This window comes from Burkholderia sp. NFPP32 (genome assembly GCF_900119325.1).
Classification (GTDB): domain Bacteria; phylum Pseudomonadota; class Gammaproteobacteria; order Burkholderiales; family Burkholderiaceae; genus Burkholderia; species Burkholderia pyrrocinia_C.
On the sequence record NZ_FPJP01000026.1, the window covers coordinates 44,251 to 68,922 of the forward strand.

The 24,672-nt window shown below is 67.8% G+C and carries 21 protein-coding genes and 1 riboswitch; of the genes, 17 read left to right on the plus strand and 4 right to left on the minus strand.

The features are described from left to right. Positions 1 to 221 precede the first annotated feature (221 nt). The 4 genes from BT264_RS31580 to thpR all read left to right on the plus strand — a co-directional run bounded on the left by BT264_RS31580 (position 222) and on the right by thpR (position 8,850). Positions 222 to 4,925 carry a glutamate synthase-related protein gene (locus tag BT264_RS31580; RefSeq protein WP_072443854.1) on the plus strand — a complete coding sequence of 1,568 codons (4,704 nt, stop codon included), beginning with the start codon at positions 222 to 224 and terminating at the stop codon, positions 4,923 to 4,925. Positions 4,926 to 5,010: 85 nt separating this feature from the next. After that, a complete protein-coding gene (locus tag BT264_RS31585; protein WP_072443856.1) occupies positions 5,011 to 6,477 on the plus strand; it encodes a glutamate synthase subunit beta in 1,467 nt (488 codons plus the stop codon). A gap of 319 nt (positions 6,478 to 6,796) precedes the next feature. Continuing rightward, positions 6,797 to 8,287, plus strand: coding sequence for an alanine/glycine:cation symporter family protein (locus BT264_RS31590; RefSeq protein ID WP_072443858.1), 1,491 nt, complete (start codon positions 6,797 to 6,799; stop codon positions 8,285 to 8,287). Further along, on the plus strand, positions 8,284 to 8,850 hold the full coding sequence (gene thpR, locus BT264_RS31595; RefSeq protein WP_072443860.1) for an RNA 2',3'-cyclic phosphodiesterase: 567 nt from the start codon (positions 8,284 to 8,286) through the stop codon (positions 8,848 to 8,850). Before BT264_RS31590 ends, thpR begins: the two co-directional genes overlap by 4 nt. A gap of 85 nt (positions 8,851 to 8,935) precedes the next feature. Here the strand turns inward: thpR and BT264_RS31600 are convergent, their stop codons facing one another. The 4 genes from BT264_RS31600 to BT264_RS31615 form a co-directional block, all read right to left on the minus strand. Next, the gene (locus tag BT264_RS31600) at positions 8,936 to 10,219 is read right to left on the minus strand and encodes a D-amino acid dehydrogenase (RefSeq protein WP_072443862.1); all 1,284 of its coding nucleotides are present in this window, start codon (positions 10,217 to 10,219) and stop codon (positions 8,936 to 8,938) included. A 25-nt stretch (positions 10,220 to 10,244) separates the two neighbouring features. Then, positions 10,245 to 11,507: an MFS transporter gene (locus tag BT264_RS31605; RefSeq protein WP_034183636.1), complete on the minus strand. Its 1,263-nt coding sequence runs from the start codon at positions 11,505 to 11,507 to the stop codon at positions 10,245 to 10,247. A gap of 135 nt (positions 11,508 to 11,642) precedes the next feature. Further along, entirely contained in the window at positions 11,643 to 12,389 is a 747-nt protein-coding gene (locus BT264_RS31610) for an SDR family NAD(P)-dependent oxidoreductase (protein WP_072443864.1), read from the minus strand. 18 nt (positions 12,390 to 12,407) lie between these two features. Further along, a complete protein-coding gene (locus BT264_RS31615; RefSeq protein ID WP_072443866.1) occupies positions 12,408 to 14,180 on the minus strand; it encodes an ABC transporter ATP-binding protein/permease in 1,773 nt (590 codons plus the stop codon). A gap of 270 nt (positions 14,181 to 14,450) precedes the next feature. Next, positions 14,451 to 14,573: riboswitch (TPP riboswitch) on the plus strand. A gap of 233 nt (positions 14,574 to 14,806) precedes the next feature. Between BT264_RS31615 and BT264_RS31625 the strand changes: the two genes are divergently transcribed. From BT264_RS31625 to BT264_RS31685, 13 genes are all read left to right on the plus strand, one after another. Next, entirely contained in the window at positions 14,807 to 15,952 is a 1,146-nt protein-coding gene (locus BT264_RS31625; RefSeq protein ID WP_072443868.1) for an FAD-dependent oxidoreductase, read from the plus strand. Between the two features lie 32 nt (positions 15,953 to 15,984). Then, on the plus strand, positions 15,985 to 16,182 hold the full coding sequence (gene thiS, locus BT264_RS31630; RefSeq protein WP_027783340.1) for a sulfur carrier protein ThiS: 198 nt from the start codon (positions 15,985 to 15,987) through the stop codon (positions 16,180 to 16,182). Between the two features lie 38 nt (positions 16,183 to 16,220). Then, positions 16,221 to 17,036, plus strand: coding sequence for a thiazole synthase (locus BT264_RS31635; RefSeq protein WP_059232578.1), 816 nt, complete (start codon positions 16,221 to 16,223; stop codon positions 17,034 to 17,036). Next, a complete protein-coding gene (gene thiE / locus BT264_RS31640) occupies positions 17,033 to 18,157 on the plus strand; it encodes a thiamine phosphate synthase (RefSeq protein ID WP_072443870.1) in 1,125 nt (374 codons plus the stop codon). The genes BT264_RS31635 and thiE overlap by 4 nt, the downstream gene beginning before the upstream one ends. 84 nt (positions 18,158 to 18,241) lie before the next feature. Next, the gene (locus BT264_RS31645; protein WP_006477138.1) at positions 18,242 to 19,063 is read left to right on the plus strand and encodes an ABC transporter ATP-binding protein; all 822 of its coding nucleotides are present in this window, start codon (positions 18,242 to 18,244) and stop codon (positions 19,061 to 19,063) included. Continuing rightward, positions 19,060 to 19,827: a lipid asymmetry maintenance ABC transporter permease subunit MlaE gene (gene mlaE / locus BT264_RS31650; RefSeq protein ID WP_072443872.1), complete on the plus strand. Its 768-nt coding sequence runs from the start codon at positions 19,060 to 19,062 to the stop codon at positions 19,825 to 19,827. Before BT264_RS31645 ends, mlaE begins: the two co-directional genes overlap by 4 nt. Positions 19,828 to 19,851: 24 nt before the next feature. Then, on the plus strand, positions 19,852 to 20,412 hold the full coding sequence (mlaD, locus tag BT264_RS31655; protein WP_072443874.1) for an outer membrane lipid asymmetry maintenance protein MlaD: 561 nt from the start codon (positions 19,852 to 19,854) through the stop codon (positions 20,410 to 20,412). 31 nt (positions 20,413 to 20,443) lie between these two features. Then, positions 20,444 to 21,409: an MlaA family lipoprotein gene (locus BT264_RS31660; protein WP_072443926.1), complete on the plus strand. Its 966-nt coding sequence runs from the start codon at positions 20,444 to 20,446 to the stop codon at positions 21,407 to 21,409. Positions 21,410 to 21,520: 111 nt separating this feature from the next. Continuing rightward, a complete protein-coding gene (locus BT264_RS31665) occupies positions 21,521 to 22,150 on the plus strand; it encodes an MlaC/ttg2D family ABC transporter substrate-binding protein (protein ID WP_072443928.1) in 630 nt (209 codons plus the stop codon). Next, positions 22,147 to 22,422 (plus strand): STAS domain-containing protein, encoded by a 276-nt coding sequence (locus BT264_RS31670; RefSeq protein WP_072443876.1) that lies wholly within the window; start codon positions 22,147 to 22,149, stop codon positions 22,420 to 22,422. The genes BT264_RS31665 and BT264_RS31670 overlap by 4 nt, the downstream gene beginning before the upstream one ends. Before the next feature lie 192 nt (positions 22,423 to 22,614). Further along, entirely contained in the window at positions 22,615 to 23,541 is a 927-nt protein-coding gene (locus tag BT264_RS31675) for an ABC transporter ATP-binding protein (RefSeq protein WP_072443878.1), read from the plus strand. Then, a complete protein-coding gene (locus BT264_RS31680; RefSeq protein WP_239483364.1) occupies positions 23,538 to 24,377 on the plus strand; it encodes an ABC transporter permease in 840 nt (279 codons plus the stop codon). Before BT264_RS31675 ends, BT264_RS31680 begins: the two co-directional genes overlap by 4 nt. Positions 24,378 to 24,432: 55 nt before the next feature. Then, the gene (locus BT264_RS31685) at positions 24,433 to 24,672 is read left to right on the plus strand and encodes a BolA family protein (protein ID WP_006477131.1); all 240 of its coding nucleotides are present in this window, start codon (positions 24,433 to 24,435) and stop codon (positions 24,670 to 24,672) included.

Here is a 24,672-nt window from a genome sequence, read left to right on the forward strand (position 1 = left end):
CAATAAAACAGCACCAGATCAAAGCATCCATTTAATTGGGGTTCTATCAAGCGGTTTTTGTTGCTATTCCTTTGATTCGTCGCGTATATTCCGAATTCCGGTGGCCCGGGCGAAGCATGCCCACCCACTGTCGGCCGCGCCGTCTCCCGTCGGGAGCGGGATCGACGGCAACAACAAAACGGTTCAACGGCCCTCCAGGCCCCCTTTACGACGGTGTCCCCATGAACGACCACCAGCAGCCGCTCGCCGCGGTGCCCGCCGCACAAGGTCTGTACGACCCGCAAAACGAACACGACGCCTGTGGCGTCGGCTTCGTCGCTCACATCAAGGGCAAGAAGAGCCACGAGATCATCCAGCAGGGTCTGAAGATCCTCGAGAACCTCGATCACCGCGGTGCGGTCGGCGCCGATCCGCTGATGGGCGACGGCGCGGGCATCCTGATCCAGATTCCGGACGCGTTCTATCGCGAAGAAATGTCGAAGCAGGGCGTGATGCTGCCGCCCGCCGGCGAATACGGGGTCGGGATGATCTTCCTGCCGAAGGAAAACGCGTCGCGTCTCGCGTGCGAGCAGGAGCTCGAGCGCACGGTGAAGGCCGAAGGCCAGGTCGTGCTCGGCTGGCGCGACGTGCCGGTCGACCATGCGATGCCGATTTCGCCGACCGTGAAGGCGAGCGAACCGCTGATCCGCCAGATCTTCATCGGCCGCGGCAAGGACATCATGGTGACGGACGCGCTCGAGCGGAAGCTGTACGTGATCCGCAAGACGGCGAGCCACCGCATCCAGGCGCTGAAGCTCAAGCACGGCAAGGAATACTTCGTGCCGTCGATGTCGGCGCGCACGGTCGTCTACAAGGGGCTGCTGCTCGCGGGCCAGGTCGGCGTGTATTACCGCGACCTGCAGGACGCGCGCGTCGTGTCGGCGCTCGCGCTCGTGCACCAGCGCTTCTCGACCAACACGTTCCCGGCGTGGGAACTGGCCCACCCGTACCGGATGATCGCGCACAACGGCGAGATCAACACCGTGAAGGGCAATGTGAACTGGCTGAACGCGCGTACCGGCGCGATCGCGTCGCACGTGCTCGCCGACGACCTGCCGAAGCTGTGGCCGCTGATCTACCCGGGCCAGTCGGACACCGCATCGTTCGACAACTGCCTCGAGCTGCTGGTGATGGCCGGCTACCCGCTCGTGCACGCGGTGATGATGATGATCCCGGAAGCGTGGGAACAGCACACGCTGATGGACGACAACCGCCGCGCGTTCTACGAATACCACGCCGCGATGATGGAGCCGTGGGACGGCCCGGCCGCGATCGCGTTCACCGACGGCCGCCAGATCGGCGCGACGCTCGACCGTAACGGCCTGCGCCCGGCGCGCTACATCGTCACGGACGACGACCTCGTCATCATGGCGTCGGAAGCCGGCACGCTGCCGATTCCCGAATCGAAGATCGTCAAGAAGTGGCGCCTGCAGCCGGGCAAGATGTTCCTGATCGACATGGAACACGGCCGCATCATCGACGACAAGGAACTGAAGGACAACCTCGCGAACGCGAAGCCGTACAAGAGCTGGATCGACGCCGTGCGCATCAAGCTCGACGAGATCGAGCCGAAGGCCGAGGAAGTCGCGGCCGGCCGCACGCAGGGCGCCGCGCTGCTCGACCGCCAGCAGGCGTTCGGCTATACGCAGGAAGACCTGAAGTTCCTGATGGCGCCGATGGCGCAGCAGGGCGAAGAGGCGGTCGGTTCGATGGGCAACGACTCGCCGCTGGCGGTGATGTCGAACAAGAACAAGACGCTCTATCACTACTTCAAGCAGCTGTTCGCGCAGGTCACGAACCCGCCGATCGACCCGATCCGCGAGAACATGGTCATGTCGCTCGTGTCGTTCATCGGCCCGAAGCCGAACCTGCTCGACACGAACAACATCAACCCGCCGATGCGTCTCGAAGTGTCGCAGCCGGTGCTCGACTTCAAGGACATCGCGAAGATCCGCGCGATCGACCAGTACACGGGCGGCAAGTTCAGCGCGTACGAACTGAACATCTGCTACCCGGTCGCCTGGGGCAAGGAAGGCATCGAGGCGCGCCTCGCGTCGCTGTGCGCGGAAGCCGTCGACGCGGTGAAGTCGGGCTACAACATGCTGATCGTGTCGGACCGCAAGACGGACGCCGAGCACGTCGCGATTCCGGCGCTGCTCGCCACGTCGGCGATCCACACGCACCTCGTGCAGCAAGGGCTGCGCACGAGCACGGGCCTCGTCGTCGAAACGGGCTCCGCGCGTGAAACGCATCACTTCGCGCTGCTCGCGGGCTACGGCGCGGAAGCCGTGCACCCGTACCTCGCGATGGAAACGCTCGCGAAGATGGCAGAGGGCCTGTCGGGCGACCTGTCGCCGGAGAAGGCCGTCTACAACTTCACGAAGGCGGTCGGCAAGGGCCTGCAGAAGGTGATGTCGAAGATGGGCATCTCGACGTACATGTCGTACACGGGCGCGCAGATCTTCGAAGCGCTCGGCCTGTCGAGCGACCTCGTCGAGAAGTACTTCAAGGGCACGGCGTCGAAGGTCGGCGGCATCGGCCTGTTCGAAGTCGCGGAAGAGGCGATCCGCCTGCACCGCGACGCGTTCGGCGACAATCCGGTCCTGCGCGACATGCTCGACGCGGGCGGCGAGTACGCGTACCGCGTGCGCGGCGAAGACCACATGTGGACGCCGGATTCGATCGCGAAGCTGCAGCACGCGACGCGCAGCAACTCGTACCAGACGTACAAGGAATACGCGCACCTGATCAACGACCAGACCAAGCGTCACATGACGTTCCGCGGCCTGTTCGAGTTCAAGGTGTCGCCGGCGAAGGCGATTTCGATCGACGAAGTCGAACCGGCGAAGGACATCGTCAAGCGCTTTGCGACGGGCGCGATGTCGCTCGGCTCGATCAGCACCGAAGCGCACGCGACGCTCGCGATCGCGATGAACCGGATCGGCGGCAAGTCGAACACCGGCGAAGGCGGCGAGGACGAAAAGCGCTACCGCAACGAGCTGCGCGGCATTCCGATCAAGTCGGGCGAGACGCTGAAGTCGGTGATCGGCGACGAGATCGTCAGCGACATTCCGCTGAAGGACGGCGATTCGCTGCGCTCGAAGATCAAGCAGGTCGCGTCGGGCCGCTTCGGCGTCACCGCCGAGTACCTCGCGTCGGCCGACCAGATCCAGATCAAGATGGCGCAGGGCGCGAAGCCGGGCGAAGGCGGCCAGCTGCCGGGCCACAAGGTGTCCGAATACATCGGCAAGCTGCGCTACTCGGTGCCGGGCGTCGGCCTGATCTCGCCGCCGCCGCACCACGACATCTACTCGATCGAGGATCTGGCGCAGCTGATCCACGACCTGAAGAACGTGAACCCGAGCTCGAGCATCTCGGTGAAGCTCGTATCGGAAGTGGGCGTCGGCACGGTCGCGGCCGGTGTCGCGAAGGCGAAGGCCGATCACGTCGTGATCGCCGGCCATGACGGCGGCACGGGCGCATCGCCGCTGTCGTCGGTCAAGCACGCGGGCACGCCGTGGGAACTCGGCCTCGCCGAAACGCAGCAGACGCTGGTGCTGAACCGCCTGCGCGGCCGCATCCGCGTGCAGGCCGACGGCCAGATGAAGACGGGCCGCGACGTCGTGATCGGCGCGCTGCTCGGCGCGGACGAATTCGGCTTCGCGACGGCACCGCTCGTCGTCGAAGGCTGCATCATGATGCGCAAGTGCCACCTGAACACGTGCCCGGTCGGCGTCGCGACGCAGGATCCGGTGCTGCGTGCGAAGTTCAAGGGCCAGCCCGAGCACGTCGTGAACTACTTCTTCTTCGTCGCCGAGGAAGTGCGCGAGATCATGGCGCAGCTCGGCATCGCGAAGTTCGACGACCTGATCGGCCGTGCCGACCTGCTCGATACGCGCAAGGGCGTCGAGCACTGGAAGGCGAAGGGCCTCGACTTCTCGCGCGTGTTCTACCAGCCGGAAGAATGCGAGGACGTCGCGCCGCGTCACGTCGACGTGCAGGATCACGGCCTCGAGCGTGCGCTCGACCACGTGCTGATCGAGAAGGCGAAAGCCGCGATCGAGAACGGCGAGCATGTGTCGTTCATCCAGCCGGTGCGCAACGTGAACCGTACGGTCGGCGCGATGCTGTCGGGCGTGATCGCGAAGAAGCACGGCCATGACGGCCTGGCCGACGACGCGGTGCACATCCAGCTGAAGGGCACGGCCGGCCAGAGCTTCGGCGCGTTCCTCGCGAAGGGCGTGACGCTCGACCTCGTCGGCGACGGCAACGACTACGTCGGCAAGGGCCTGTCGGGCGGCCGGATCATTATTCGCCCGACCAACGACTTCCGCGGCAAGTCCGAGGAAAACATCATCTGCGGCAACACGGTGATGTACGGCGCGATCGAAGGCGAAGCGTTCTTCCGCGGCGTCGCGGGCGAGCGCTTCTGCGTGCGCAACTCGGGCGCGACGGCGGTCGTCGAAGGCACGGGCGACCACGGCTGCGAATACATGACGGGTGGCACGGTCGTCGTGCTCGGCGAGACGGGGCGCAACTTCGCGGCCGGCATGTCGGGCGGCCTCGCGTACATCTACGATCCGGAAGGCATGTTCGCGGCGAAGTGCAACAAGTCGATGGTCGCGCTCGAGCCGGTGCTGCAGCAGGCCGAGCAGGAGCGCACGGTCGATCGCGCACTCTGGCACGCGGGCACGACGGACGAAGCGCTGCTCAAGGGGCTCGTCGAGCGTCATTTCCAGTTCACGGGTTCGCCGCGCGCGAAGTCGCTGCTGGAAAACTGGGACGCGGCGCGCCGCCAGTTCGTGAAGGTGTTCCCGCACGAATACAAGCGCGCGCTGGGCGAGATCGGTGCGAAGAAGGCGGCGAAGGAAGTGCTGGCCGCCTGAGCGACGAACGACATAGCGAATGCCGCGCGCGCATGATTGCCGCGCGCGGCTCCCCCACCCGATACACCGAACAGAAGAGCACCTTATGGGCAAGGCAACCGGTTTTCTGGAGTTCGAACGCCGCCACGAGGCGTACGAAGCACCGCTCACGCGCGTGAAGCACTACAAGGAATTCGTCGCGGCACTGACCGACGCGGACGCGAAGGTCCAGGGCGCGCGCTGCATGGATTGCGGCATCCCATTCTGCAACAACGGCTGCCCGGTCAACAACATCATCCCGGACTTCAACGATCTCGTTTACCGCCAGGACTGGCAGCAGGCGATCGAAGTCCTGCACTCGACCAACAACTTCCCGGAATTCACGGGCCGCATCTGCCCGGCGCCGTGCGAGGCCGCGTGTACGCTCGGGATCAACGAAGACCCGGTCGGCATCAAGTCGATCGAGCACGCGATCATCGACAAGGCCTGGGCGGAAGGCTGGGTGAAGCCTGAGCCGGCTGCGCACAAGACGGGCAAGAAGGTTGCCGTCGTCGGCTCGGGCCCTGCGGGCCTCGCCGCCGCGCAGCAGCTCGCGCGCGCGGGCCACGACGTGACGGTGTTCGAGAAGAACGATCGTGTCGGCGGCCTGCTGCGCTACGGGATTCCCGACTTCAAGCTCGAGAAGTGGCTGATCGACCGCCGCATGCGCCAGATGGAAGCGGAAGGCGTGACGTTCCGCACCGGCGTGTTCATCGGCAAGGATCCGCTGCCCGAGTCGATCGGCAGTCTCGCGAAGGAAACCATTTCGCCGGACACGCTGAAGGAAGAATTCGACGCGGTCGTGATCGCCGGCGGTTCGGAAACGCCGCGCGATCTGCCGGTGCCGGGCCGCGAACTCGCGGGTGTTCATTTCGCGATGGACTTCCTGCCGCAGCAGAACCGCGTGAACGCGGGTGACAAGCTCGTCGACCAGCTGCTCGCGAAGGGCAAGCACGTGATCGTGATCGGCGGCGGCGATACGGGTTCGGACTGCGTCGGCACGTCGAACCGTCACGGCGCGAAGCAGGTCACGCAGTTCGAGCTGCTGCCGCAGCCGCCGGAAGAGGAAAACAAGCCGCTCGTGTGGCCGTACTGGCCGATCAAGCTGCGCACGTCGTCGTCGCACGAGGAAGGCTGCGAGCGCGACTGGGCGGTCGCGACGAAGCGTCTCGAAGGCAAGAACGGCAAGGTCGAGAAGCTGATCGCGGTGCGCGTCGAGTGGAAGGACGGCAAGATGCAGGAAGTGCCGGGCTCCGAGTTCGAGATGAAGGCCGATCTCGTGCTGCTCGCGATGGGCTTCACGCAGCCGGCGGCGCCTGTGCTCGACGCGTTCGGCGTCGCGAAGGACGCGCGCGGCAATGCGCGTGCGGCGACCGAAGGCGATCGTTCGTACTACACGTCGGTCGACAAGGTGTTCGCGGCAGGCGACATGCGTCGCGGCCAGTCGCTGGTGGTGTGGGCGATTCGCGAAGGCCGCCAGTGCGCGCGCTCGGTCGATGCGTACCTGATGGGGCATTCGGAACTGCCGCGCTGAGCTGAATAGCGCGAGCGGGTTTCGATGAAAACCGGGCGTCCGAAAGGGCGCCCGGTTTTTTTGTCGCTGGCGCGCGCCGATGCCCATCGGTCAGCCGGTACCGCGCGTTCCCCCGACGCCGTTCGATCCGGCCGCGTCGCTGCGCTGCGCTCGCCATTTTCGCGAAGCGTCGCCTAATCTGATCACATCCGTCGCCGATTTTCCATCATCTCCATTCCTTTCGTTTTGTAATAATCCTTGAAAACTGTCATATCATGTCGCCCCTCGGGCCGCATTCGCGATGGTCGCATGTGACCGACCCTATTTACAAGGACTCTGGATGGAAGCACTCCTGCATGGGCTGATCGACGCCGTCAACGGCGTGTTGTGGAACTACGTGCTGATCGCGCTGCTGCTCGGCGCCGGTGCGTGGTTCACGTTGCGGTTCCGGATGATCCAGTTGAAGGCGCTGTTCCTCAGCATGAAACTGGTCGGCAGCAAGGGCGAACCGGGCAGCATCTCGTCGTTCCAGGCGTTCGCGACCGGGCTCGCGAGCCGCGTCGGCACCGGCAACATCGCCGGCGTCGCGGTCGCGCTGACGGTCGGCGGGCCGGGCGCGATCTTCTGGATGTGGATGACGGCGCTCGTCGGGATGTCGTCCGCGTTCGTCGAGGCGACGCTCGCGCAGATCTTCAAGGTGTCGCACCCGGACGGCAGCTATCGCGGCGGCCCCGCGTACTACATCCAGACCGGCCTGCGTTCGCGCGGCTTCGGCGTGCTGTTCTCGCTGTCGCTGATCCTCGCGTTCGGCTTCGTGTTCAACGCGGTGCAGGCCAACGCGATCGCCGACGCGTTCCATACGTCGTTCGGCTGGAGCCGCGAGACGGTCGGCCTCGGTCTCGTGCTGCTGAGCGCGCCGATCATCTTCGGCGGCATCCGTCGCATCGCGAAGGTCGCGCAGGTGATCGTGCCGCTGATGGCGATCGGCTATCTCGCGCTCGCGGTCTACGCGGTCGCCACGCACATCGCATTGGTGCCGGGCGTGATCGCACTGATCGTGAAGAGTGCGTTCGGCCTCGAGCAGGCGGCGGGCGGCCTGACGGGCTATGCGGTCAGCCAGGCGATCGCGATCGGCGTGAAGCGCGGGCTGTTCTCGAACGAAGCAGGGATGGGCAGCGCGCCGAACGCGGCCGCGACCGCGAGCACGCGGCACCCCGTCACGCAGGGGCTGATCCAGATGCTCGGCGTGTTCGTCGACACGATCGTGATCTGCAGCGCGACCGCGTTCGTGATCCTGCTGTCGGGCCAGTACGAGCTCGGCACCGGCATGGAGGGCGCGGCGCTCACGCAGCGCGCGATCTCGAGCCACGTCGGCGACTGGGGCGGCATCTACATGGCCGTCGCGATCTTCTTCCTCGCGTTCTCGTCGGTGATCGGCAACTACGCGTATGCGGAAGGCAACGTCGAATTCATCACGAAGCGGCGCGGCGTGCTGCCGCTGTTCCGCGTCGCGGTGCTCGGGATGGTGATGTTCGGCAGCGTCGGGCAACTGCCGCTCGTGTGGGCGATGGCCGATACGAGCATGGGGCTGATGGCGATCATCAACCTGATCGCGATCCTCGCGCTCGGCAAGTATGCGCACGCCGCGTGGGCCGACTATCGCCGCCAGCGCGCGGCAGGCATCGCCGATCCAGTGTTCACGCGCAACACGATCCCGGAACTCGCGCGCGTGCTGCCGGCCGACGTGTGGGGCGAGCACGGCCCGCTGCCGCAGCGTCCGGTTTCCGCCGAAGCGGCGAGCGCGCCGCGTGCCGCGGTGAGCGAGTCATGACCGGCGACCGGCTCCGTGCGTTCGTCGCGCTGATGCCCGATGCGGCCTCGCGCGATGCGCTGCATGCGTTGCCGGTCACCCGCGGTGCACGGCGCACGCTGCCCGCGCAACTGCACCTGACGCTCGCGTTCATCGGCGCGATCGAACGGGAACGGTGCGACGCGCTGGCCGCGCACCTGCCCGCGCTCGCAGCCGCGCATGCTCTGCCGCTGCTGCCGGTCGAGCGGATCGCGTGGTGGCCGAGCCTGCCGCGCGCGAGGCTGATCGTCGCGGAACTCGAGGCCGATCCGGCCTGCGTCGCGCTGAATGCCGGGCTGATGGCGCTGCTGGCTGAACTCGGCGTCCCGGTCGACCGGCGGCCGTTCCGGCCGCACGTGACGCTCGCGCGGCTGCCGCGCGACGCGGTCGGACAGCCCGCGCACGGCGGCGCGCCCGGGCGGCCGGTCGTGCTGCGCATCGAAGCGCTGACGCTGTTCGAAAGCAGGTTGTCGCACGAGGGCGTGTCGCATCGGCCGATCGTATCGGCGCCGATCGCATGGGCGGACGGCCGGGCGGTGCGGTGAGCGGCATTCACGATGCATGGCGATGGCCGCGTGCCGCGCGCATCGCGCCAGTGCATCGCATCGACGGTGTCGACCGGCGCTGGGTCTACCGTCCGTAGCGCGCGAGCGTCAGGCCCGACAGGTCGATCTCCGGCTCGCGTCCGGTAACGAGATCCGCCACCACCTTGCCCGAACCCATCGACATCGCCCAGCCCGTCGAGCCGTGGCCGACGTTGAGCCAGAGCCCGTCGATTCCGCTCGCGCCGAGCAGCGGCGGCCCGTCGGGCGTCATCGGCCGGCGGCCGACCCAGAAGCGCGCCGACGCGCGATCGGCCGCGTGCGGGAACCAGTCGTCGAGCACCTTCATCAGCGTATCGAGCGCCTGCTGCCGCAGCGCCGCGTGCCGGTTGCCGAGCTCCGCGGTGCCCGCGACGCGCAGCGTCGGGCCGAAGCGCGTGATCGCCGTCTTAAGCGATTCGTCCATCAGCGCGGCGCGCGGCGCCTTTGCATCGTCGACGACCGCGAGCGTCGCCGAGTAGCCTTTCACCGGATACAGCGGCACGTCGATGCCGTGCGGCCGCAGCAGGCCGGCGCTGTCGACGCCGAGCGCGACGACGATCGCGTCGGCGGCGAGCGGGGCGTCACTTCGTGCGGCGGCGCCTTCGTCCGGTGAATCGATCCGCACGCCGCGCACCTTGCCACCCGCGACGTCGAGCGTGCGGATCGCGGTGCGAAAGCGGAACGTCACGCCGTTCGACTCGCACAGCGCACGCAATTCGCGCGTGAAGCGTGCGCAATCGCCGGCTTCGTCGTCGGGCAGGTAGATGCCGCCGACGGGCGCCTGCCGGGCCCAGCGCAGGCCCGGCTCGATCGCCGTGCAGCCGGCTGCGTCGAGTTCGCGAAACGCGATGCCGGCATCGCGCAGCACCTTCAGCGCGGGCTGCACCATCTCGACGTCGAATGCGCCGCGCAACAGTTGCAGGTAGCCGCGGCTCGCGCCGTAGTCGAACGGATAACGGTCGCGAAACGCATGCAGGCACGCGCGGCTGTAATACGCGATGCGCTGCATGCGCTGCTTGTTCACGCGGAACCGCTCGAACTCGCATTCGCGCAGCCAGCGCGCGATCCAGCGCCACTGCGCCGTGTCGAGCGTCGGCCGGAAGATCAGCGGCGACGCGGGCTTGAACAGGTACTTGAGGATCTTGCCGGGCATCCCGGGCGCGGCCCACGGCGTCACGTAGCCGGGCGCGATCACGCCCGCGTTGCCGAGGCTCGTCGCCTGCGCGACGTCGGCCTCGCGTTCGATCACGGTGACGTCGCAGCCTGCTTCGCGCAGGTGCCACGCGGTGGTGACGCCGATCACGCCGGCGCCGAGAACGATCACGTGCATGCGGTTTCCGGAATGAAAAGGGCGCTCACGACGCGACGGCCGGATCGTCGACGAGCGACTTGCCGCGCGTTTCCGGCAGCACGAGCGCGGCGACGATCACGAGCAGGTAGCCGCCGCCCGCGACGAGGCCGATCGCCTTCACGAGCGACATCGATTGCGACAGCGAGCCGACGAGAATCGGGAAGAACGAGCCGAGCCCGCGGCCGAGGTTGTAGCAGAAGCCCTGGCCCGAGCCGCGGATCGCGCCCGGATACAGCTCCGACAGATACGCGCCGACGCCCGCGAAGATCCCCTGCACGACGATGCCGAGCGGGAAGCCGAGCAGCAGCATCGCGGTATCGGTGATCGGCAGCATCGTGTACGCCATGCCGAGCGAGAACGAGCCGATCGCGAACAGGATGAACGACGCGCGGCGGCCGAGCCGGTCGGACAGGATCGCGCCGACCACGTAGCCGACGAACGAGCCGACGATCAGCACGACGAGATAACCGCTCGTGTTGAACACGGACAGGTGGCGGACGGTTTTCAGGTAGGTGGGCAGCCACGTCGTGATCGCGTAGTAGCCGCCGAGCATCCCGGTGCACAGCGCGCTGCCGAACAGCGTCGCGCGCAGGTGCGGCGGCGAGAAGATCTCGAGGAAGTGGCCCGACACGCGGCCTTCGTCGCGCGCGCGGCGCGTGGCCGTGTAGATGTCGGGATCGCTGACGTTGCGGCGGATGTACAGGATCCACAGCGCGGGCACGATGCCGATCCAGAAGCACGCGCGCCACGCGACCTGCTCGGGCAGCAGCGCGAAGAACGCCCAGTACAGGATCGCGGCCGCGGCCCAGCCGAACGACCAGCTGCTTTGCACGGTGCCGACGGCCTTCGCGCGATGCTCGGGCGAGCGGATCGTCTCGGCCATCATGATCGTCACGACCGACCATTCGCCGCCGAAACCGAAGCCCTGCAGCGTGCGCGTCGCGAGCAGCTGCCAGAACGAATGCGTGAAACCGGACAGGCACGTGAACAGCGCGAACGTCGCGATCGTCCACTGCAGCACGCGCACGCGGCCGTAGCGGTCGGCGAGGATGCCGGCGGCCCAGCCGCCGACTGCCGACGAGATCAGCGAACTCGTCGCGATCATCCCGGCCTCGCTCTTCGTCATTCCCCACGTGGCGATCAGCGTCGGGATCAGGAACGAGTAGATCATGAAGTCGAACGCATCGACCGCGTAGCCGCCGAATCCGGCGTACAGCGTCTTGCGCTCGCGCGACGACAATTCGTTGAACCACTGGAATGCCTGCATGCTTGCCGCCCTCTCTCGTCTCGTATCGCGCTGCCGCGTGACGGTTATTTTACGGTCGCGATGCGGCCGGCCAAAAAGGCCGATGCAGGTTCGTGCGGGAAAGCGGGTATGCGGGAAGGAGGGGGCGATGCCGCTTCAGAGCGTCAGGCCGCCGTCGACGTGGATGACCTGGCCGGTGATCTGCCGCGCCGCGTCCGACAGCAGGAACGCGATCAATGCGGCGACGTCGTCGGGTTCGGCGATCCGGCCGAGCGGTGTCGCCTGTTCGGCCTGCGCCCACGTGGCGGCGTTGCCGGCGCTCGGCCCGTGGTCCTTGCGTGTGAAGCCGGGCGCGACCGCGTTGACGGTGATGCCGCGCGCGGCGAATTCGGCGGCCGCGGTGCGCACCAGCGATTCAAGCGCGGCTTTCGCGGCGGCGGTGGCCGCGAACGGCGCATCGGCACGGTAGCGGTGCGCGACGAACGAACTGAGCGCGACGATCCGCGGCGCGGCCGACGCTTCGAGCAGCGGCCGCGCGCGGCCCGCGAGCGCGGAGAACGCGCCGGGCATCGCCGCGAAGGCGGACGCGAGCGTGTCCGCGGAAAGATCGGAAAAGGCCTGCCGCGCGGCGAAGCCGGCGTTCGCGACGAGCTGGTCGAGCCCGCCGAAGCGCGTGGCGGTTGCGTCGACGAGCGTGGCGGCGACGCCCGGCGCGGCGAGATCGCCGGTGAGCGTGATGCATTGCGCGCCGGCCGCCGTGCAGGCGCGCCCGACTTCGGCGAGCCGGGCCCGCGCCGCATCGTCCGCGCCGCGCGCGTGCAGTGCCAGCGCGATGCCGGGCGCCGCGAGCCGTCGCGCGAGCGCCGCGCCGATCCCCGAGCCTGCGCCGGTGATCAGCACGATGCGCGCGGCGCGTGCGGCTCACGCAGCCACCTTGTCGCCGGCGTTCACGCGCTCGACGTTGATCGTGCCGACGTGGAACGCGGCCAGCGACTCGCGATGCGCGATGCTGACGATCGCGGCCTTCGGCAGCCGTTCGGCGAACAGGTGGTACAGGCGTGCCTCGTTGTCGGTGTCGAGCGCGCTGGTCGCTTCGTCGAGGAACAGGAAGTCGGGCTTGTGCAGCAGCACGCGTGCGCCGGCAAGGCGCTGCTGCTCGCCCGGCGACAGCACGCGCGTCCAGTGCGCGGTTTCGTCGAGGCGCTCGACGTAATCCTCGAGGCGGCATGCGCGCAGCGCGTCGCGGCACGCGTCGTCGCTGAACGTGTCGGGCGTCGCCGGATAGGTGAGCGCGGCCTTCAGCGTGCCGATCGGCAAATAGCTCGTCTGCGGCACGAACATCATCCGCGCGCCGACCGGCGCGTCGATCGCGCCGTCGCCGAACGGCCAGAGGCCCGCGAGCGCGCGCATGAACGTGCTCTTGCCGGAACCCGACTTGCCGATCACGAGCCAGCGCGAACCCGGCTCGATCGTCACGTTGCCGATCTCCGCGAGCGCGTTGCCGTTCGGCAGCGCGAGCTTGAGCGACGACGTCGACAGCTTCGCCGCGTCGACGTAGTGCAGGTTGATGCCGCCGTGCTCGGTCGCGGGCGACAGGCTTTCCTTCAGGTGCGACGTGCCCATCACGCGCTTGAATTCGCGCAGACGGTTGACGGTGGCGCGCCATTCGACGAGGGTCGAGTAGCTGTTGATGAACCACGAGAACGAATCGCTGACGGTGCCGAACGCGGACGAGATCTGCATCAGCACGCCGAACGAGAACGCGCCCGCGAAGTACCGCGGCGCGGCGACGACGAGCGGGAAGATGATCGCGATCTGCCCGTAGAAGCTCAGCACGAACGTGAGCCGCTTCGTGTACTTCATCACGCGCCACCAGTTGTCGCGGATGCGCATGAAGAGGTTTTGCGCGTTGCCGGTCTCGGTTTTCTCGCCGTCGTAGAACGCGATCTGCTCGGCGTTCTCGCGCACGCGGATCAGCCCGAAGCGGAAATCGGCCTCGACGCGCTGCTGCTGGTAGTTGATCGACACGAGCGGATGGCCGACCTTCTGGATGATCAGCGAGCCGACCACCGCGTACAGCGCGGCCGCCCACACCATGTAGCCGGGAATCGAGATCGGCGTGGCGCCGAGCGTGAACGTCAGCGCACCGGCGAGCGACCACAGGATCGTGATGAACGACACGAGCGTGACGACCGTCGACAGCAGGTCGAGCGACAGTGCGAGCGTCGTGGTCGAGAACGACTGGAGGTCGTCGGTGATCCGCTGGTCGGGGTTGTCCGCGAGGCGGTCGCGTTCGATCCGGTAGAACGCGCGATCGCCGAGCCACTGGCCGAGAAAACGGTCGGTGAGCCACTGGCGCCAGCGGAAGCCGAGCATCTGCCGCAGGTAGCGGCCGTACACCGCGAGGATGATGAACGCGAACGCGAGCGCGGAGAACTGCATCAGCAGGTGCGGGAAGTCGTGGACGTCCTTCGACTGCAGCGCGTTGTAGAACTCGGCGTTCCACTTGTTCAGCCGGACGTTGATCCACACCACGCAGAGGTTGATCGCGATGATCGTGACCAGCAGCCCCCACGCGACTTTCCATTCGGACGATACCCAGTAGGGCTTGATGAGGCTCCATGCGGATACCGGGCGCTCGTCCTGCGGCGCGTCGGAGGCGGCGGAGCGGACGGGGTCGATCGATTGGGTCATGTGCTTCCTGATGAGTAGCCGGCGCGCGGGCCGGGCGAGGCCGGGCGCGCGCCGCGATACGGCATGCCGGGGCGAGGCGCCGACTGACGGCGGGCGTTGCGGATGGTCGCCCGCGCGTCTTAAACGGCGCTTAAGGGCCGGCGGTGACGCGGCAACCGGCAGCTCGTGCGGCCGGCCTGCGGGCATTGTGCCAGAGCGGCGCAGCGCGCCGGCGAATTTGCCGCAGGGGGACAGTTTGCGGCGCTTTCCGCTTTTATGGTCTAATGGCCGACGACGAAACAGGGGTGCTTTGCATGCGGCCGGCGGAAGTTCAGCGCGGTGCGGCGAGGCTGAGAAAGACCCTTCGCACCCGATCCGGGTAATACCGGCGAGGGAAGTTTCTGATCCCGCCGGGCCGCGCTGGCTGCCATCCCACATGGTCAGCGCCCGAGTCCCGCCCGGCCGGCCTTTGCTGCCGGTTTCGTCCTTTTGGGTACGCGTATGCGCGTTACGGAAGGAATGATGACCGCACAATCTTCAGTCTTTTGCATGGCTCCCGGCCCGATGTCGCGTGCGTTCGCACGGGACGGCGCGTGCGCGTCGACGTTCGTCGTGCGCGCCCGCGCGGTTCGCGAGGAGCGTGCGCGATGAACGTCCAGGATTCACGGCCCGCACGGCCCGATTTCGCGGTGCTCGGCGGCGGCCTCGTCGGCCGCCTGATTGCATGGCGGCTCGCGGGCGACGGGCATCGCGTCGCGCTCTACGAGCGCGGCGGCCCGGACGGCGAGCAGTCGGCCGCGTGGATCGCGGCCGCGATGCTCGCGCCGCTCGCGGAAGCGGCGAGCGCGGAACTGCTGATCACCGAGCTCGGCGTCGCGTCGCTCGCGCGCTGGCCCCAGTGGCTCGCCGAGCTGCCCGAACCCGTATTCTTCCAGCATCGCGGGACGCTCGTCGTCTGGCATCACGCGGACCGCGCGGAGGCGCCGCTGTTCGAGCGGCGCGTGCGCGCGAACGCGCCGGCCGACCTGTTCGACGGCGGCTTCGTCACGCTCGCGGGTGCGCAGGTCGATGCGGCCGAACCCGCGCTCGCGGGCCGCTTCGCGCGCGGCCTGTTGCTGCCGCGCGAAGGCCAGCTCGACAACCGTCAGGCGCTGCGCGCGCTCGCGGCGGGCCTCGCCGAACGCGGCGTCGACCTGCACTGGCACGTCGCGATCGACGATGCGAACCTTCCCGCCGCGCATTTCACGATCGATTGCCGCGGGCTCGGCGCGAAATCCGCGCTGCCCGCGCTGCGCGGCATCCGCGGCGAAGTCGCGCGCGTGCATGCGCCCGGCATCGGGCTCACCCGGCCCGTGCGGCTGCTGCATCCGCGCTATCCGCTGTATATCGCGCCGAAGCAGGACGATCTCTACGTAATCGGCGCGACCGAGGTGGAGGGCGAGGACATGTCGCCCGTCAGCGTGCGCTCCGCGCTCGAACTGCTGAGCGCGGCGTTCTCCGTGCATCCGGCGTTCGGCGAGGCGCGCATCCTCGAACTCAATGCGCAGTGCCGGCCGACGCTGCCCGATCATCGCCCGGCGGTGATCTGGGACGGCGCGTCGACGCTCGCCGTCAACGGCCTGTACCGGCACGGCTTCATGATCGCGCCGGAAGTCGCGCACGCGGCGGCGGCGTTCGCCGAAGCCGCGCTCGGCGGCGCGTTCGGCGATGCCGACGCGTTCGCCGCGTGGCGCGCCGCCGCGCGTTGGCCGACGCTCCTTCACCACCGCAACGACGCGCGCCAGCCGGCCTGACGCGCGCCGCCGACCGAATCCGACGAAGCATCATGGATATCCAGATCAACCAACAGACCCTGACGCTGCCCGACGGCGCGACGGTGGCCGACGCGCTCGCCGCGTACGGCGCGCGTCCGCCGTACGCGGTCGCGCTGAACGGCAACTTCGTCGCGCGCACGCAGCATGCGGCGCGCGCGCTCGCGGCGGGCGACAAGCTCGACGTCGTGCACCCCGTCGCGGGCGGCTGAGCGCCGCCGGTTCGTCCCCGCACTTCCAGGAAAACGACATGACGTCCCTCACATCCGCCGACGCGCTGACGCTGTATGGCGAAACCTTCGCGAGCCGCGTGCTGCTCGGCACGTCGCGCTATCCGTCGCTGCAGTCGCTGTCCGATTCGATCGCCGCGTCGCGGCCGGGGATGGTGACGGTCGCGCTGCGCCGCCAGATGACGGGCGGCACGGCCGAAGCCGGCTTCTTCGACCTGCTCAAGCGCCACGCGGTGCCGCTGCTGCCGAACACGGCCGGCTGCCAGACCGTCGCCGAGGCCGTGACGACCGCGCACATGGCGCGCGAGGTGTTCGGCACCGACTGGATCAAGCTCGAGCTGATCGGCGACGACTACACGCTGCAGCCCGACCCGGTCGGGCTGATCGAGGCCGCCGCGCAACTGGTGAAGGACGGTTTCAAGGTGCTTCCGTACTGCACCGAGGATCTCGTGATCGGCCGGCGCCTGCTCGACGCCGGCTGCGAGGCGCTGATGCCGTGGGGCGCGCCGATCGGCACGGGCAAGGGCGTCGTGAACCCGTACGGCTTGCGCGTGCTGCGCGAGCGGCTGCCCGACGTGCCGCTGATCGTCGACGCGGGGCTCGGCGTGCCGTCGCACGCGTGCCAGGTGATGGAGTGGGGCTTCGACGGCGTGCTGCTGAACACGGCGGTGTCGCAGGCCACGCACCCCGAGATCATGGCGCGCGCCTTTGCGCAGGGCGTCGAGGCCGGCCGCGCCGCGTATCTCGCCGGGCCGATGGACGCGCGCGAGACCGCGCACGCGAGCACGCCGGTCGTCGGGATGCCGTTCTGGCACCAGGACGGGGGCGGCGCATGAGCGCGCGCTTCGCCGACACATTCTGGCCGCCGGCCGATGAACTGGCCGAAGCGACCGAGCGGATTCGCGCACGGCTCGGCGACTGGCCGGGTACGGCGGCGCCGTGGCGGCTTTGCGTGGCGGCGCCCGATGTGCCGGCCGACGGCGACGTGCTGATCGTGTCGGCCGGCGACCGCACCGCGCAGGCGCGCGCGTCGGCCGCGTCGCGGCCGGCGTCGCCGGATGCGGTCGCGATCGAATTCGGCGAGCAGGGCGCGGTGCTGCATGCGGCGGGCGCGCGCTACGCGCTCGACGCCGCGCATCCGCTCGCGGACGACTGGATCGCAGCGCTCGCCGCATTTCTCGATTGCGGCTTCGCGCCGGTCGACGCGCTGGTGCTCGCGCTGGCGTGGCGCGACGGCGACGAGACGCGTGCGGTCGACGCATGGCCGGTCGACGCCGCGCGGTTCCCGCGCGTCGCCGGGCTGCCGGCCGCGCCCGAGCCCGCGTTCGCGCCGTGCCCGGCGCAGCTCGGCCTGTATCCGGTCGTGCCGGACGCCGAATGGGTCGAACGCGTGCTCGATTGCGGCGTGCGGACCGTGCAACTGCGCGTGAAAGGCGCGGCGCCGGACGCGTTGCGCCGGGAAATCGCGCGTGCGGTCGCGGCCGGGCGTCGTTATCTCGATGCGCGCGTGTTCATCAACGATCACTGGCAGATCGCTGCAGATGAAGGTGCATACGGCGTTCATCTGGGCCAGGAAGATCTCGAAACGGCCGATCTGGCCGCGATCGCGCGTGCGGGCCTGCGGCTCGGGCTGTCGAGCCATGGTTATTACGAAATGTTGCGGGCGCTGCATGAGCGCCCGAGCTATCTCGCGCTCGGCCCCGTGTATGCGACCGCGACCAAGGCCGTTGCCGCACCGCCGCAGGGCCTCGCGCGGATCGCCCGCTACGCGCGCTTTGCGGGCGCGCGGGCGCCGCTCGTCGCGATCGGCGGGGTGGGGCTCGATACGCTGCCGGACGTGCTGGCGACGGGTGTCGGCAGCGTCGCGGTGGTCAGTGCGGTCACAGGAGCAGCCGACTATCGGACCGCGCTTATTGCATTGCAGCAATGTTTTCCCGGACAATTTGACAATCATTGACCGCAGGGCCCGGAACAGCGTCACGACATCATTCCAATGCAGGCCCTATAATTCGGCGTTCTGCGTAAAAGGACTGTCCGCTCCGTGAGCCCCACTCCTACCGAGACCCTGCTGGAACTTCGCGACGTCGACTTTGGCTACGGCGACCGCCTCGTCCTGTCCAACCTGAACCTGCGCTTCGGGCGCGGGCAGGTCGTCGCGGTCATGGGCGGGTCGGGTTGCGGCAAGACGACCGTGCTGCGCCTGATCGGCGGCCTCGTGCGCGCGCGCCGCGGCCAGGTGCTGTTCGACGGCGCCGATGTCGGCGCGCAAACGCGCGACGGCCTGTATGCGCTGCGCCGCAAGATGGGCATGCTGTTCCAGTTCGGTGCGTTGTTCACCGACATGTCGGTGTTCGAGAACGTCGCGTTCGCGCTGCGCGAGCACACCGACCTGCCCGAAGACCTGATCCGCGACCTCGTGCTGATGAAGCTCAACGCGGTCGGCCTGCGCGGCGCGCGCGACCTGATGCCGTCCGAGGTGTCGGGCGGGATGGCGCGCCGCATCGCACTGGCGCGCGCGATCGCGCTCGATCCGCAGCTCATCATGTACGACGAACCGTTCGCGGGCCTCGATCCGATCTCGCTGGGCATCACCGCGAACCTGATCCGCACGCTGAACCAGGCGCTCGGCGCGACGTCGATCCTCGTCACGCACGACGTGCCGGAATCGTTCGCGATCGCCGACTACGTGTATTTCCTGGCCAACGGCGGTGTGCTCGCGCAGGGCACGCCCGACGAGCTGCGCGCGTCGACCGACCCGAGCGTGCGGCAGTTCATCGACGGCGCGCCGGACGGCCCGTTCAAATTTCATTACACGAGCCCGCCGCTTGCAGCGGATTTCGGGCTCGGCGGAGGGCGCGCATGATCAGCGCGATCGGACGTTACGTCATCGGCGGCCTCGAGCGCACGGGCTACGGCACGCGCCTGTTCGTGCGCCTCGTGCTGGAATTCTTCCCGCTGCTGCGCCGGCCGCGGCTCGTCACGAAGCAGATCCACTTCCTCGGCAACTATTCGTTCGTGATCATTGCCGTGTCGGGGCTGTTCGTCGGCTTCGTGCTCGGCCTGCAGGGGTATTACACGCTGAACCGCTACGGGTCCGAGCAGGCGCTCGGCCTCCTGGTCGCGCTGTCGCTCGTGCGCGAGCTTGGGCCCGTCGTCACCGCGCTGCTGTTCGCGGGCCGCGCAGGCACGTCGCTCACGGCCGAGATCGGCCTGATGAAGGCCGGCGAGCAGCTCACCGCGCTCGAGATGATGGCGGTCGACCCGATCAAGACGGTGATCGCGCCGCGCATGTGGGCGGGCATCATCGCGATGCCGCTCCTGGCCGCGATCTTCAACGCGGTGGGCGTGCTCGGCGGCTACGTCGTCGGCGTCCTGCTGATCGGCGTCGATCCGGGCGCGTTCTGGTCGCAGATGCAGGGCGGGGTCGAGGTCTGGGCCGACGTCGGCAACGGCGTGCTGAAGAGCATCGTGTTCGGGTTCGCCGTGACCTTCATTGCGCTGTACCAGGGGTATGAAGCGAAGCCCACGCCCGAAGGCGTGTCGCGCGCGACCACCAAGACGGTCGTGTTCGCGTCGCTCGCCGTACTCGGCCTCGATTTCCTGCTGACCGCGCTGATGTTCAGCTAGGCCTCAGCCAAGCCATATTTTGGGATGACGATGAAAAAGACTGCTCTCGACTTCTGGGTCGGCCTGTTCGTGGTGGTGGGCTTCCTTGCGGTGCTGTTCCTGGCGCTGAAGGTCGGCAACATGAGCTCGCTGTCGTTTCAGCCGACCTATGCGGTGAGGATGAAATTCGACAATATCGGCGGGCTGAAGCCGCGCGCGGCCGTGAAGAGTGCCGGCGTCGTGGTCGGCCGCGTGAAGTCGATCGGCTTCGACACGAACACCTACCAGGCGCTCGTGACGATCGATGTCGACGGCCAGTATCAGTTCCCGAAGGATTCGTCGGCGAAGATCCTGACGTCGGGCCTGCTCGGCGAGCAATATATCGGTCTCGATCCGGGCGGCGACACCGAAATGCTGAAGGCAGGCGACACGATCACGATGACGCAGTCGGCGATCGTGCTCGAGAACCTGATCGGCCAGTTCCTGTACAGCAAGGCCGCCGATGCGGGCGGCGCGAAGCCGGCGGCCGGCGCGCCGGCCGCACCCGCACCGGTGGCGGTGCCGGCGTCCGCCGTGTCCGCCGCGCCCGGTTCGGCAGCGCAATAACCACACGAGAGAATACAAGAGGGGAATGACCATGCAGACGATCCGCATCAGGCACGCCGCGCTCGCGGTGGCGGCAGTCGCCGCGTTGAGCGGTTGCGCGACCGTGCAGACGCCGACCAAGGGCGATCCGCTCGAAGGCTTCAACCGGACGATGTACAAGTTCAACGACACGGTCGACACGTACGCGCTGAAGCCGGTCGCGCAGGGTTACCAGAAGGTCGTGCCGCAGCCGGTGCGCGACAGCGTGACGAACTTCTTCTCGAACATCGGCGACGTTTACGTTGCGGCGAACAACATCGTGCAGTTGCGGATCGCGGACGGCGTCGGCGACATCATGCGCGTCGTGATCAACACGGTGTTCGGCGTCGGCGGCCTGTTCGACGTCGCGACGATCGCGAAGCTGCCGAAACACACCGCCGACTTCGGGGTCACGATGGGCCGCTACGGCGTGCCGTCGGGCCCGTATCTCGTGCTGCCGCTGCTCGGCCCGAGCACGGTGCGCGACACGGCCGGCCTCGGTGTCGACTACGTCGGCAACCCGCTGACCTATGTGAAGCCGGATGGCCTGAGCTGGGGCCTGTTCGGCGTGAATCTCGTCAACACGCGCTCGAACCTGCTCGGCGCGGGCGACGTGCTGGATGCCGCGGCGCTCGACAAGTATTCGTTCGTGCGCAACGCATACCTGCAGCGCCGCCAGATGCTGATCGACAACGCGCGCGGCGAGGCAGGCTCGACGGCAAGCAACGATGCGCTGCCGAAGTACGACCTGCCGGACGACGGCGCGGCGCCGGCGGCCGCCGGCGCGGCCGGTTCAGCGGGTGCAGCGGCGGTGGGTGGTGCGGTGGCACCGGCGGGCGCATCGGGCACGGCGGTTGCTGCCCCGGCATCGGGCACGGCCGTTTCGCCGAACCCGGCCAGCGAAACGAACGTGCCGGCGATGCAGGTGGCGCCGCCGTCTCCGGGCGGGTTCCGCTTCCCGAGCATCCGGCTGCACTGACGGAATTACATTCGTTACAGCCGGAAACGATTCAGTCGGTAGCGCACGCGAACTTGCGCGTAAGCTACCTGCTCCAATCTTCGCATCGACTCATTCATGCAGGTCACTATGATGAAAAAACTGTTCCTGATCCCCGTTTTCGCGGCGCTGTTCTCGTTCGGCGGCGCAGCTCACGCGCAAGTCGACCAGTCGAACCCGCAGGCGCTGATCAAGACGGCGACGCAGCAAGTGCTCGACGAAGTCAAGCAGCAGACGATCAAGCAGGGCGACACCAATCGCATCATTACGATCGTCAACAAGGACATCCTGCCGTACACCGATTTCCGTCGTACCACGCAGCTCGCGATGGGCCGCAACTGGCGCACGGCGACGGCCGAGCAGCAGCAGCAGATTCAGGAGCAGTTCAAGCTGCTGCTGATCCGCACGTATTCGGGCGCGCTCGCGCAGCTGAAGCCGGACCAGCAGATCCAGTACCCGCCGTTCCGCGCGGATCCGGCCGATACCGACGTCGTGGTCAAGACGGTCGCGATGAACAACGGCCAGCCGGTCCAGATCGATTACCGCCTGTACAAGTCGGCGAGCGGCTGGAAGGTGTATGACCTGAACGTGCTCGGCGCATGGCTGATCCAGACGTACCAGCAGCAGTTCAACGAGAAGATCCAGCAAAGCGGCGTGGACGGCCTGATCCAGTTCCTGACGCAGCGCAACCAGCAGCTTGCCTCCGGCAAGCAAGCGTCGTGAGCGGCTTCGAAGCCGGCTCCTCGCTGACCGTCGCGAGCGCGAAGTCCGCGCTCGCGGACGGTCTGGCGCGCATCGTCGCGGGTGCGACCGCCGTCGATTGCGCGGCGCTGACGCAGTTCGATTCGTCCGCGCTCGCCGTGCTGCTTGCATGGCAACGTGCCGCCAAATCGCGCGGCGCGCCCCTCGACATCCTCAATCTCCCCCCGAAGCTCGCCAGCCTCGCGCGCGCCTATGGCGTCGACGCACTCATCGAAGGCGCCGAGCGACATTGACCCTGTCCGACCGGAGCCTGCCGCGCCAGCCGGCGCGCGCAAGCTTCAGGCCGCGCGCCTTCCGCGCCGGCTCCGCTAGCCGGTTTGCCCTATAATCAAGCGTTTTGCGGGGCAGCCAATCGGCGTCCGGCCCCCATTTTCTTTCGCAGCAAGCACAGAATAGGCGTCGCGGCCGTTGCGTCGCGCACAGTCATGTCAGCCATAGAAATCCGTCACGTCAAGAAGCGCTACAAGTCGCTTCAGGCGCTCAAGGGCGTCAGCCTGTCGGTCGAGGAAGGCGAGTTTTTCGGTCTGCTCGGCCCCAACGGCGCAGGCAAGACCACGCTCATCAGCATCCTCGCCGGGCTTGCCCGGGCCGACGAAGGCAGTATCTCGGTGCGCGGCCACGACGTCGTCAAGGACTTCCGTGGTGCGCGCCGCGCACTCGGCGTCGTGCCTCAGGAACTCGTTTTCGACCCGTTCTTCACCGTCCGCGAGACGCTGCGCATCCAGTCCGGCTATTTCGGGCTGCGCCGCAACGACGACTGGATCGATGAAGTGATGGCCAATCTCGACCTCACCGAGAAGGCCGACGCGAACATGCGCGCGCTGTCGGGCGGGATGAAGCGCCGCGTGCTCGTCGCGCAGGCGCTCGTGCACCGGCCGCCCGTGATCGTGCTCGACGAGCCGACCGCCGGTGTCGATGTCGAATTGCGCCAGACGCTGTGGAAATTCATCTCGCGCCTGAACCGCGAGGGTCACACAATCGTGCTGACTACCCATTACCTCGAGGAAGCCGAGTCGCTGTGCGACCGCATCGCGATGCTGCGCCGTGGCGAAGTGGTCGCGCTCGACCGCACCGACGCGCTGCTGCGCCGCTTCGCGGGGCTGCAGCTCTACCTGCGCTTGGCGACCGGCGCGCTGCCGGCCGAGCTGCGCGGGCTGGAGACCGATCCGGCCGCACGCGCGCCGGGCGAGCACCTGCTGCGCCTCACGAGCTACGACGATGTCGAACGCATCCTCGCGCAGTGTCGCGCGGCGGGCGGCACGTTCGACGAGATCGAGGTCCGCAAGGCCGACCTCGAGGATGTGTTCGTCCAGGTGATGAACGGGGCCGAGGTGATCGAGGGATTGGCATGAAACAAGAACCCCCACGCTCTCTGCGTTCGCTACCCCCCGAGGGGGCGCCCGGCACTCTTGGGGCGGCCCGGCGAGTGTCGGGAAGCGGTTTTCAAACGCTGTTCTACAAGGAACTGCTGCGCTTCTGGAAGGTGTCGTTCCAGACGGTGTGCGCGCCGATCGTGACGGCGCTGCTGTATCTGACGATCTTCGGCCACGCGCTGTCGGGCCGCGTCGAGGTGTATCCGGGCGTCGAGTACGTGAGCTTTCTCGTGCCGGGCCTCGTGATGATGAGCGTGCTGCAGAACGCGTTCGCGAACAGCTCGTCGTCGCTGATCCAGTCGAAGATCACCGGCAACCTGGTGTTCATGCTGCTGCCGCCGCTGTCGTACCGCGACATCTTCGGCGCGTACGTGCTCGCGTCCGTCGTGCGCGGGCTCGCGGTCGGCGCGGGCGTATTCGTCGTGACGATCTGGTTTATCCCGATGCATTTCGCGGCGCCGCTGTTCATCATTGCGTTCGCGCTGCTCGGCTCGGCGATCCTCGGCACGCTCGGCTTGATCGCCGGGATCTGGGCCGAGAAGTTCGACCAGCTCGCCGCGTTCCAGAACTTCCTGATCATGCCGCTGACGTTCCTGTCCGGCGTGTTCTATTCGACGCACTCGCTGCCGCCCGTGTGGCGCGAGATCTCGCGTCTCAATCCGTTTTTCTACATGATCGACGGCTTCCGCTTCGGGTTCTTCGGCGCGTCCGACATCAACCCGTTCGCGAGCCTCGCGATCGTCGCCGGTTTCTTCGTGCTGCTCGCGATGGTCGCGATGCGGCTGCTCGCGACCGGCTACAAACTGCGTCATTGATATCGACAGGCAGCGGCCGCCCCGGGGCGGCGCGCGCCGACAGGAGCCTTACACCATGTTGCCGACTCCCGAACAGGTCAAGCAATACATCGCCGGCGGTCTCGCCTGCACGCATCTGGAAGTCGAAGGCGACGGCCAGCATTTCTTCGCGACGATCGTGTCGGCGGCCTTCGAAGGCAAGCGGCCGATCCAGCGGCACCAGCTCGTCTATGCGGCGCTCGGCGATCGCATGAAGCAGGAAATTCACGCGCTCAGCATGAAGACGCTGACGCCCGCCGAATGGCAGAACGCATAA